General features: G+C 62.1%; 7 protein-coding genes and 6 pseudogenes. 9 read left to right on the top strand and 4 right to left on the bottom strand.

Annotation, left to right across the window (positions count from 1 at the left end; genetic code table 11):
• Positions 1–255: pseudogene (locus FXB41_RS42065) on the top strand (hypothetical protein); the annotation flags it as partial.
• Positions 252–794, top strand: a complete 543-nt coding sequence (locus FXB41_RS30135) for an IS630 family transposase (protein WP_219684378.1) — start codon at positions 252–254, stop codon at positions 792–794. The pseudogene FXB41_RS42065 and the gene FXB41_RS30135, both read left to right, overlap by 4 nt.
• A gap of 374 nt (positions 795–1,168) precedes the next feature.
• On the opposite strand, the pseudogene FXB41_RS30130 reads toward FXB41_RS30135, so the two are convergent.
• Positions 1,169–2,226 (bottom strand): annotated as a pseudogene (locus FXB41_RS30130) (IS3 family transposase); the annotation flags it as partial.
• A gap of 158 nt (positions 2,227–2,384) precedes the next feature.
• Between FXB41_RS30130 and FXB41_RS30125 the strand changes: the two are divergent.
• Entirely contained in the window at positions 2,385–2,768 is a 384-nt protein-coding gene (locus FXB41_RS30125) for an ATP-binding protein (RefSeq protein ID WP_246649347.1), read from the top strand.
• 251 nt (positions 2,769–3,019) lie between these two features.
• Here the strand turns inward: FXB41_RS30125 and FXB41_RS30120 are convergent, their stop codons facing one another.
• The 3 genes and pseudogenes from FXB41_RS30120 to FXB41_RS41090 all read right to left on the bottom strand — a co-directional run.
• A complete protein-coding gene (locus tag FXB41_RS30120) occupies positions 3,020–4,027 on the bottom strand; it encodes a recombinase zinc ribbon domain-containing protein (protein WP_219684377.1) in 1,008 nt (335 codons plus the stop codon).
• Between the two features lie 30 nt (positions 4,028–4,057).
• Positions 4,058–4,213: pseudogene (locus FXB41_RS41095) on the bottom strand (hypothetical protein); the annotation flags it as partial.
• A gap of 286 nt (positions 4,214–4,499) precedes the next feature.
• A pseudogene (locus FXB41_RS41090) lies at positions 4,500–4,859 on the bottom strand (recombinase family protein); the annotation flags it as partial.
• Positions 4,860–5,454: 595 nt separating this feature from the next.
• On the opposite strand from FXB41_RS41090, the pseudogene FXB41_RS42185 reads away from it, so the two are divergent.
• The 6 genes and pseudogenes from FXB41_RS42185 to FXB41_RS30085 all read left to right on the top strand — a co-directional run.
• A pseudogene (locus FXB41_RS42185) lies at positions 5,455–5,574 on the top strand (ATP-binding protein); the annotation flags it as partial.
• A gap of 628 nt (positions 5,575–6,202) precedes the next feature.
• Complete coding sequence (gene tnpA, locus FXB41_RS30105) at positions 6,203–6,664, top strand: IS66-like element accessory protein TnpA (RefSeq protein ID WP_219684375.1); 462 nt, start codon at positions 6,203–6,205, stop codon at positions 6,662–6,664.
• Positions 6,661–7,014, top strand: a complete 354-nt coding sequence (gene tnpB / locus FXB41_RS30100; protein WP_219684374.1) for an IS66 family insertion sequence element accessory protein TnpB — start codon at positions 6,661–6,663, stop codon at positions 7,012–7,014. Before tnpA ends, tnpB begins: the two co-directional genes overlap by 4 nt.
• Before the next feature lie 50 nt (positions 7,015–7,064).
• On the top strand, positions 7,065–8,624 hold the full coding sequence (gene tnpC / locus FXB41_RS30095; RefSeq protein ID WP_219684373.1) for an IS66 family transposase: 1,560 nt from the start codon (positions 7,065–7,067) through the stop codon (positions 8,622–8,624).
• Between the two features lie 121 nt (positions 8,625–8,745).
• Complete coding sequence (locus FXB41_RS30090; RefSeq protein ID WP_246649344.1) at positions 8,746–9,285, top strand: UPF0149 family protein; 540 nt, start codon at positions 8,746–8,748, stop codon at positions 9,283–9,285.
• A 103-nt stretch (positions 9,286–9,388) separates the two neighbouring features.
• Positions 9,389–10,737: pseudogene (locus tag FXB41_RS30085) on the top strand (IS701 family transposase).
• Positions 10,738–10,793 lie beyond the last annotated feature (56 nt).

The following is a 10,793-nucleotide window of genomic DNA, read 5'->3' as shown; positions in this document are numbered from 1 at the left end:
GTGGACGACGCGGCTCTTGGCGCGCCATGCGCGCGAACAGGGGCCGGCGGCAGGGCATGCGTGTTTGGCGTGGTCCAGGGCACGGTGTGCAAGATCCTCGGCCAAGAGGAAATCAAGCCGCACAAGGTGAGCTACTATCTTGAAAATCGCGACGCCGAGTTCGAACGGAAGATGGCGGAGGTCCTGTGCGTCTATCGCGAAGTCCACGTCCTGAAGAAAGCCTCTGCCAAGGGAAACGACCGGCAAAGCCGGTGACGATCGTCTCCTGCGACGAGAAGCCGGCAATCCAGGCCATCGCAACGACAGCGCCGGATTTGCCGCCCAAGCCTGGCGTCCACGCCACCTTTGCGCGCGATCATGAATACAAGCGCCACGGCACGCTCAGCTTGTTGGCTGGGATTGATCTGCTGACTGGCAAGGTCCACGCCCTTGTCAAAGACCGCCACCGCAGTCGAGAGTTCATCGAGTTCCTCAGGCTTGTCGATGCCGCCTATCCGCCGAACACTGCGATCAAATTGATTCTCGATAATCATTCCGCGCACATATCGAGAGAAACCAGAACCTGGCTCGCCACTCGACCGGTTGGACGCTTCGAACTCACCTTCACCCCCAAGCACGGCTCGTGGCTCAATCCAATCGAGGGGTTCTTCTCCAAGTTCGCCCGTCAGTCCTGCGCCATATCCGGGTGGCCTCAAAGCACGAACTCAAGGAGCGCATCATGGCTGGCATCGACGACGTCAATCGCCATCCTGTCATTCATACCTCAGTCCTACAAACTCGCCGACGCCGCCTGATATGATTCGAACCAAGGAAACGCTGAACTAGACGATCGATTCCACGAAACCTGAGATGCAGGAGCAGGATGAATGGGTGGAACGGACGGGTAGCTGGCGGATTTCTCGTTTGCGGTCGGCGAAACGAGGAGCTGTATCATGGCTGGATGGCGGCGAGCCGTCGAGTTGGCGATCTGAAGAGATAGCAACATTGGCGGCTCTTTCTCGGTCGAGAGCTGAACTGGCGAGCCGGGTGTCGCAGGCGCAGATGCTGCTGGCATATCGCGGAAATCGCTCGTTTTGCGCAGTGGGCCAAAGACCGTTGGAGTCCACATCAGACGGTGCAGCGGTGTCGAGCGAGGGCTGGCCGATGGCCAGCTGGCCGCCGCTTGACGATCGCCCGCGGAATGGGGACGCCTGCTGTTATAGAAGTTGAAATATCGGCGGATCGAGCTGCGCGCCTCGCTGACGCTATCATAGGCCCGTAGGCACACCTCCTCGTATTTGATGCTGCGCCAGAGCCGTTCGATAAACACGTTGTCCCGCCATGCGCCCCTGCCGTCCATGCTGATCGCGATGCCGTTGTCGGCGAGCGCGCCGGTAAAAGCTTGTCCGGTGAACTGCGAACCCTGGTCCGTGTTGAAGATGTCCGGCTTACCGTGACGAGCCAAGGCATCTTCCAGCGTTTCGACGCAGAAGGCTGCTTCCATGGTGATCGACCGCCACGACAGAACACGACGGGTTGCCCAATCGAGCACGACCGCGAGATAGGCAAAACCGCGCGCCATCAGGATGTAGATGATGTCCATCGCCCAGACCTGGTCCGGCCGCGTGATCTCCGTGCCGCGCAGCAGGTATGGATGGATCTTGTGGCCGGGCTCTGGCCCGGTGGTGCGCGGACGGCGATAGAGCACCTCTATCCCATCCGCCGCATGAGCGTCTTCACATGCCGGCTGCCGATCTTGCACCCTCTCAGCATGCGCGAACCGGCGAAGGGAAACTCCAGATGCAGCCGGTCGAGACGCCGCATGATCGCGAGATCGGCATCTGGCACCGGTCGCGGCAGGTAATAAACGCTGCCGCGGCCCATCTGCAAACCTCCGCCTGCTCGGTGATCGACAGATGCGCTGGCGGTCGATCATCGCTTTGCGCTCAGCAAACCCCGCCTTGGTGAGCCCGCCAAAAATCATTCTCCAGCGTCCAGCTCCCCGATCTTGGCGTGCAGCGTGTCGCGCGTCATGGAAAGCTGCCCCCCCGGCCCATGAGGAATTGACCCCCTCCTTGGATAGCCGAGGAGAGAGCGAATGAACCAGGAACGAATCACTGAAGGCTCGTCGTGGATTGATCCACGGGAGCAGGTAATGAAGACGCCGGATGACGTGGCGGAGATGTTGCGCCTGAAGGCGTGCGGGTGGGGTCTGAGCGGATTGCCCGCGAGCTGGGCTGCAGCCATCACACGGTCAAGGACTATGTCGCGACGGGCGGTGTGAAGCCGTTCAAGTCGCCTGAGCGGAAGAAGCAGCTCGCCGGCCTTGGGCTGGCTGCGCGAGAGGCTCATTCGGCATCGCGGCAGCCGATGTGGTGCGCCAGGACCTGTTGGCGGAGAAAGGCTTGGCAGTTAACCGGCGAACGCTGCAGCGCACCGTGCAGCCCTATCGTCAAGAGCTGAAGGCGGAGGCTTTGGCGAGGACGCGGTTTGAGACGCCTCCGGGCCGACAGTCACGAACGCCGGAGACCCGGCATTCTGACGCTGTCTCGCCCGGAGTCGGCAAGACGCAGTTGTCGATCGCGCTGGGGAGAGAGGCGATCCTGGCCGGATACAAGGTGCAGTTCACCACGGCGACGCTGGTCGCGGGCGTTTGCCAAGGCTCATGGCGAACGGCGTCTGGACGAGAAACTGCTCGCCTATCGAAGCCAAAGCTGCTGATCGTCGACGAGCTCGGCTATCTTCCGCTGGAACCCGACGCGGCATCTGTTCTTCCAAGTGGTCAGTAGGCGCTAGGAAACCGGCGCCACGCTGATCACGTCGAACCGCAGCGTTGCCGAATGGGGCATCGTGTTCGCCGAGCCGATGACTTCATGATGCCTCCTTCTTCGACCGCTTGGTGCGTCGTACCCGATGACGAAGCTGACTGATTTGTTCGTCTGAGAGCTCGATCTGCCATGGCTGACCTTTGGCTAACTGACGACCTGTCAGCAATCCGCGCGCAAGATAATCGAACACTGTTTGCGGGGTTAATCCAAGCTCAGCCGCTGCCCCCTGAATCGAGAAGCTGCCGTCGGGCCAGTGCATGGGATTCTGGTCCACGCCGTTGATCTTGACGGTGGGAATGCCCCAGCGGGTGCGCAACAGCCAGACGTTCTCGCCTTTGAAGGCGCAGCCTCGGGCGGCGACGAAGCCTTCTTGGTTGAGTATTGCCGCGATCTCGGCATCCATTTTTGTGTTCAGCATTCAAATCGACGATCCGCTGCCGCAATCGATCAATGTCGATGTAATTGCGGTAGGTGTGAACGCGCCTTTGCACGTGATGCTCGCTGGTTGCGCCGGTCTGCCAGACGACTTTGAGCCACACCTGACCTCGGATCCGCTTCTGATCAAGAACGACTTCGCGGATGACGAATCGCAAAATGCGCTTGCGATCGGCCGTCGACGTGGTGGCCGCGTTCCAAATCTGCGGCAGGTTCTCGCCGAGTGCTTGTAGCCCTGCGCGTTCCACCGGGCCAATCAGAAGCGGCTCTTGCCCACGCCAACGCGCATGCTCCTGCTCGACCGCCTCGACGGCACGCAGCTTCCCTTCCCAAGCCCGCTCAAGTGAGCGCGCCACGAGACGGTTCTCGGGCTCTACGGCGTCATACTGACGTCGAGCGCGCTCGGCCTCGTAGCGGGCGCGCTCTACGCGAAGCGCCCATTGGCGCTCGAGCTGGCGGCTCTCCTGCTCCAGTTGGTTCGCCGCCGCGAGTGCGATCTCAATCTGATCCGGCAGCAGAGCGTCGATGACCACCCGCTGGACCAAGGCGTCAACCGCTAAGGCCCGGACTTCCTGGCACACTGCACTGCCTTCCTGATCCCGATCCGACCGGCAGCAATAGACCGGATAGTCGGCATTCGGGCCAGTGTAGCGCATGCTCATGCGCCGTCCGCAACGGCCGCAGATCGCAATTCCTTGTAACAGGGCTGCCCCCTTGCGCGGCACGCCAGCGTGTCCTGCCTCAAAGTGGGCAACGTTATCTGCCAGTCGCCGCTGGTTGGCCATGAACTCCTCCCAGCTGATATAACCCGGGTGAGCAGCGCGGAGGCAAACCGCCCAGTCGGCGATCGCCACCTTGACCGTTCCCGTCAGCGATCCCGCTTGGCATCGGCTCGGATCCTTTTGCCGGCGGCCATAAACATACGCCCCAGCATAAGCCGGATTTTTGAAGGATACTAAGGACGCGTGCACTATCTGGCACACGCCAGACCGTCTCGTGTGGAGCTGGTCCAAACAGCGGCCGAACCGGCAAGGACAATCCGTTCCGGTCCAAGTACCGCATCACACGGCGGGCGCTTTGCAGTTCCTGGAATTTGGCAAAAACGAGATGAAGACGGGCCTGTACCTCCTCATCAGGATTGAGAATAATCGTGCCGGCGCGATCATAGGCGAGCCCGGCTGGCAGAGGCAGCCGCAGTTCGCCCCGCGCCGCCTTCTGGCGTTCCCCTTGGTGAAGGCGCATCCGAAGCTGATGCAACTCCGCCTCGCTCATGATGCCGGACAAGCCCAACAGCAGGCGGTCGTGGTAGGCGCGCGGATCGTAAAGCCGCTCCCCGTCCGCAATGAGCACACCGAACACCGAGCACAGTTCGAGCAACTGATGCCAGTCCCGGTTGTTGCGGGCCAAGCGAGAAGCGTCCAGGCTCACCACAAGACCGGCGTTGCCAAGACCGATCTCGGCAATGAGCTTCTGGAAGCCATGACGATCCACACCGCCAGCACCGGACTTGCCCAGATCCTCGTCAATGACCTGGACGCGCTCCGGCGGCCAGCCCAGACCGATGGCGCGATCGACGAGGCGGTACTGCAGCTCCGTGCTCTCCTGATGCTGGCGCACCTGGTTCACGGATGACTGCCGCACGTAAACATAGGCCAACTTGGCTCGGTGCGCAGTCGTGAGCCGCTCGTCAGCGACGTTCAAGCTGATCAGCACGACCCAGTCCCCTTCCGGGCGTGCCAGGAGCCGCTTGCATCCGCCGCAGCAGCGTGGCGAGGATTTGAGCGATCTGAGTTTGCGTCGCGGTGGACAGATTCGGCCACAGGCGCGGAATGTCGTCCGTCGGACGGCCGGGTGGATTTGCCAACGTCGGCATGGGTCGATACGCAACGCGACCTAGAAGCGGTCGGTGGGTCATCGCGAATCACCTTCTTGTCAAGAAGGCTCAGACTCGCGCTCAAATGTTGCATCAATGGGATCAGCGTACGTGCGCTGATGCGCGGCAGATCGGCGGCGTTCGGGCCAGAAGTTATCGTCTCGACAAGATCAGTCGACGCGATCCGAACCGCCCGCGGCCGGCCGTCCGGCAGCGCGACAACGACGTAGGCCGGACCGCGCCCCGACCGCTCCTTCAGCACCTCAAGCCGGTGCCCGAACAGAAAATGATGCGGGTCAGTGATCGTGACGTGAGACACGACCCGCTCGAGAATAGGGGTACTCTGACGTGTTCGGTGATACCGTGGTCGCCACCGCCATCCTCGATCGGCTCCTGCACCACAGCGACGTGCTGACGATCCGCGGCTACAGCTATAGGCTCCGAGCCAAGCGCAAGAGCGCCTCATCAAGGCGTCGACCCGACGGTGACGGCCCTCCGGTCGGTCACCGTCGGAAACAATCTTCAACCGAGATCATAACCCAGATGGTGGCTGCAGTTCTTCATGACGCAAAGGGGGGCAGTTCCGGATGGCGTTTGACATGCAGCGACTTCACATCGGTCCCAGGCGTGGCCGGCGCAGCGCTGCCAGTCCCAAAAACTCCGAAAGCGCCACCCTCCAGTGCGCCTTCCACATCGTAATCTGATTGGGTGGACGTCAAAGTGCTCGGCCAGCTGAGCTCATCGTCCGGTCGCCCGTGAGGCGGCAAGCGCCACCTTCGCCTTAAAAGGCCGGTGTGTGGTTCCGGCGTGCCCGTCTGCTGTTCGTCGCTCCTGACTCGCCGGCAACAGCGTGCCCGTTAGGAGGCAGAAACTCCACTTGTCGACCTGTTCAAATTTGCGGAGTGGGCTCTAGACATGCAGTTGGTACTTTCCGGGCGCTGCCGGGTCTGGGGGAAGATCGCGTCTCGTTACCAGAGGCTAACCAAATGATCCATTTGATCGTAACCGGCGTGACGCCCCCACCTAGCCATCCCTCGGCTTGCGCGCGATACAGCCTGGCATGAGCGGTTCGTTTGGAGGTGGAACGATGGCAAATGCCATGCTTGATGCCAGGCATGAAGGCGATTCCTATCGTCGCGTCGAGGTAATCACCGGGGAGCGCCGGCGGCGACGATGGACGGGCGAGGAGAAGGCCCGGATCGCGGCGGAGAGCTTTGAAGAAGGTGCGAACATCTCCGAGGTGGCGCGACGCAATGGCGTTTCCCGCGGGCTGCTCACGGTGTGGCGCCGCCAGGTTGCGGCGGTGGTGGCCGGCAAGGCGCCGAGCTTCGTGCCGATCCAAATTGGTGCCGAGAGCGAAGGCGAGACGGCCGACGAGTCCAAGCGCATTTCGCCGGCACAGACGAGGCCTTTGGAGATCTCCGCCTCGCCGACCAGGGCCTGCGGGGTGATCGAGATCGAGCTGAGTGGGGCGCGCATCCGGGTCGAGCCGGGCGTGGAGCTGGCGACACTTTCGACGGTACTGTCGGCGCTTCGGGGTATCCGGTGATTGCACTACGCTCCGACCTCAAGGTGGTGCTTGCGACGCAGCCGGTCGACTTTCGCAAGTCGGTCCACACGCTGTCGGCGCTGGTGAGCGAAGCACTGCGCGCGAACCCGTATTGTGGCGACGTCTTTGTGTTCCGCAGCAAGCGCATGGACAGAGTGAAGCTTCTGGCGTGGGACGGCAGCGGCATGGTGCTGGTGACGAAGTGGTTGCACCAAGGGCGTTTCACTTGGCCGCCGATCCGCGATGGCGTGGCGCATCTGAGTGCGACACAGCTCGCGATGCTGCTCGACGGACTCGAGTGGACGCGTGTCTCACCCAAGCCGGTGAAGCAGCCGGCGGTTGTTGGCTGAGAAGCGAGGATTTCGCTGGAGCATGTGGCGCGCGGATGTATCGTCTATTCATGGCGATTCGCCCCGATGCCCTCCCGAGCGATACGGCGGCTCTGACCGAGATGGTGCTCGCGCTTGACGCCGAGAACGAGAAGCTGCGCGTGGCGATGCGGACGCTCAATGAGATGATCTTTGGGAAGCGCTCGGAGCGGCTTGCCACGCTCGTGGCCGAGCAACTCGCGCTTGAGCTTGATGACCTTGAGACCGGCGCCACCCCGCCTGCCGCTGCCAACGACGATGCGCCTGCGGCGAAGCCGTCTGATAAGCCGCGCAAGAAGGCGCGCCGCAATATTGGGGCGCTGCCTAAGCACCTGCCACGCTGTGAGCAGGTGCTGGAGCCGGAGACGAGTGCGTGCCCGTGCTGCCAGGGCCAGCTGCACAAGATCGGCGAGGACATCAGCGAGGTGTTGGACGTGATTCCAGCGATCCTGCGGGTGCTGCGCACGATCCGTCCCAAATACGGCTGCCGCGGCTGCACCGATGGCGTGGTCCAGGCGAAGGTGCTGCCGCGCTTGATCGAGGGCGGCATGGCGTCGACGGCGCTGGTGACCCACGTGGTGGTTTCGAAGTTCGCCTGGTATTTGCCGCTGTACCGGCAGGTGCAGATCCTTGCCGGCCAGGGCATCCAGCTGGACCGTGCGACGCTCGCCGGCTGGGTGAAGCGCGCCGCCTGGTGGCTCAAAAGCCTCTATGAGCTGCAGCTGCGGATGATCCAGGCCGCGACGCGGGTATTCTGCGACGAGACACCGATGCCGGTGCTCGATCCCGGACGACATCGCCCCCGCATCTGCCAGTTCTGGGCGCATGCCATGGATGACCGCCCCTGGGGCGGGCACTCGCCGCCGGCGGTTGCCTATGTGTTCGCCGACGGCCGCGGCACCGAGGAGATCGCCAGACAATTGACGGGCTTTTCCGGCATTCTGCAGGTGGACGGTTATGCCGCCTACAAGGCGCTCGCCCGCGGTCACGGCGGCGCGATCCAGCTCGCCTTTTGTCTCGCCCATGCCCGACGCAAATTCGTCGAGGTATTCAAAACGACGCAGTCGCCGTTCGCGCGCGAGGTGATCGAACGGCTGCAAGCGGTCTATGCCATCGAGGCAGGGATCCGCGGCAGCAGTGCGGAGCAGCGGCTGGCCGCCCGCCGCACCAAGGCCGCTCCGTTGATGGAGGCGCTCAGGGCGCGGCTGATCGCCATGGTCGACCAGCTCTTCTCGCAGTCGAAGCTGACAGAGGCGATCAACTATGCGCTTAACCATTGGGACGGGTTGACGCTGTTTCTCCGCGACGGCCGCGTCGAGGTCGACAGCAATGCGGTCGAGCGTTCCATGCGCCCGATTGCCATGGGAAGACGCAACTCATTGTTCAGCGGCAGCGAGGGCGGTGCCGAGAGCTGGGCAATCCTGGCCTCGATCGTGAACACGGCAAAACTTCATGAGCTCGATCCGCAGGCCTACCTGGCCGACGTGCTGGAGCGCATCGTGTCCGGGCGAACCAAGAGCCATCAGCTGCACGAGCTGCTGGCCTGGAACTGGAAGGCGGCGCGCCAGCGTACCGCACAGGCCGTGGCATGAGCTCGCGCCGCCATAAGGCCGCGCCGTCGATGGCGGCCGCCGCGATGCCGCTTGAGGAACTCAACTCGAGCGGTGGCTGCAGGCTCGCGTCGATTGGCATCCTGCCGCCACCAGCATTCCCATGCTCGATGGCTACGTCGCCGCGATCGTGGCTGGACCGGCGTCAATGAGCCCACTCGACTGGATCTGCCCGCTGCTCGCCATCGATGCTGATGCTTTCAACCACGGCGGCACCCCGGAGTTCGCGGCGATTTCCGCCGTTGTGCTGCGTCATAACGAGATCAGCCAGATCCTTTCGACCACGCCTCGCCAGTTCGCGCCGATGCACCGGCGTGAAGCCAATGGCAATATCGATGCGCGTCCATGGTGCCAGGGCTTCTATGCCGCGATACGGCTCAGGCTGTCGGTGTGGGCGCCGTTGCTGGACGCCAGAAACGTCAATCACGGCCTGCTGCTGCCCATCCTGCTGCACTGTCGCGACGATCAGGCCGTCCGCTGCTCGGGTCGCCGCGAAGCGGCCGCGAGACCGAGGATTTCCTCCGTAACGCCTACCTCGATATCCCAGCCGTCGTCGAGGCCCTGCGCCAGCACTGGATGCCCATCCGCTACGCACGCGCCCGCTAATCCTGCGGACGTGGGAGCTCATACCGGTTACATTTGATCTCGCGGGTGGGCCTTTCGGTTTGTCCGACGTGCGAACTAGCACTACTTTGGCAGATTACCGGTTTTGTCCTGATTTATAGGATTCCCGAATCAATTTTTCAATGATTCATGGGTGGTCGGCTCTTGGAGGGCTGACCATGGCGGGATGGAAAGACGAACTCGAACGCTGGCTGATGCCGTTCTTGGACCGGTTGGGTCATAAGACTCGGCAGCGGATGTGTCCTCTGTATGTTGCGGGATTGATCGGTCCTGGCGATCGCAAGAGCGTTCAGCCGATGGCGGAGCGCCTTGCCACGGGCAACTACGACCAGCTGCATCATTTCATTGCGGACGGTGTCTGGGACGCGACGCCGCTGGAGACAGAGCTGCTCAACCAGGCGGACCGACTTGTCGGCGGCAGGGATGCGGTGCTGGTTATTGATGATACCTCACTGCCGAAAAAAGGTGAGCGCTCGGTCGGTGTTGCGGCTCAATACGCGTCGGCTCTCGGTAAAACTGCAAATTGTCAAACGCTGGTATCTTTAACGCTTGCGCGCGGCGAAGTGCCAGTGATGGTCGCGTTACGTCTCTTTCTGCCTGACAGCTGGACAAGCGACATACCTCGTTTGAAGCGCGCTCGCGTGCCAGTCGAACACCGAACGCCACGGACCAAGCCGGAAATTGCTTTGGCCGAGATTGACCGTGCGATGGCAGCCAACGTGCGCTTGGATGTGTGCTGGCGGATGCAGGATACGGACTTAGCGCACCGTTTCGACAAGGGCTAACAGAGCGCGGGCTGACCTGGGCTGTCGGCATCCCTCGGCACCTGAAGGTGTATCCGGTCGATGTGAAGCTCATTTGGCCGACTACCAAAGTCCGCGGGAAACCACGAAAGCACCATGTGCCCGATATCTTATCGATTGCGGCAGAACGAATGCTGGCCAGCGCCAAATGGAAAACCGTGAGTTGGCGCAGCGGGACGAAAGGTCGGCTGAAAGCCCGATTTGCCGCTCTCCGTGTCCGCACGGCCGACGGCCCTCCTCAGCGGATTTGGGATAAGGGTCAGCAGCATCTCCCCGGCGACGAAGCTTGGCTCATTGGCGAGCAACGTGCCTCAGGGGAGAAGAAATACTATCTTGCCAATCTTCCTGCGGCGACGGATCTGCGCACACTAGCCGCCACCATCAAGGCAAGATGGATTTGTGAGCAGGCGCATCAACAGTTGAAGGAAGAGCTTGGACTTGATCACTTCGAAGGGCGATCATGGCAGGGTCTTCATCGCCACGCCCTGATGACAATGATCGCCTACGCCTTCCTGCAACATCGTCGCCTCGCAGACGCGGGGCGGAAAAAAAAGAATCAACGGACCTCCGCCTCAGCCAACCATGCCCGCCGTACGTCACGCCATCGTCGATCTCATCCTTCGGCCGCCGCCTCAACGGTGTCCATACTGCCGAAAACAAATCCTTGAAAAACACTGGCGCAAATAGATTCTGCCAAAGTAGTGCTAGTTCAGCGTTTCCTTGG

Origin of the sequence: Bradyrhizobium canariense (assembly GCF_019402665.1) — a bacterium.
Classification (GTDB): Bacteria; Pseudomonadota; Alphaproteobacteria; order Rhizobiales; family Xanthobacteraceae; genus Bradyrhizobium; species Bradyrhizobium canariense.
This window is presented reverse-complemented; position numbering and strand designations above follow the sequence as displayed.

Coding starts and splice junctions, on each gene's coding strand:
- FXB41_RS30120 (WP_219684377.1), bottom strand. CDS start 4,027: ATGGCCAACCAGCGGCGACTGGCAGATAACGTTGCCCACTTTGAGGCA.
- tnpA (WP_219684375.1), top strand. CDS start 6,203: ATGGCAAATGCCATGCTTGATGCCAGGCATGAAGGCGATTCCTATCGT.
- tnpC (WP_219684373.1), top strand. CDS start 7,065: ATGGCGATTCGCCCCGATGCCCTCCCGAGCGATACGGCGGCTCTGACC.
- FXB41_RS30090 (WP_246649344.1), top strand. CDS start 8,746: ATGCTCGATGGCTACGTCGCCGCGATCGTGGCTGGACCGGCGTCAATG.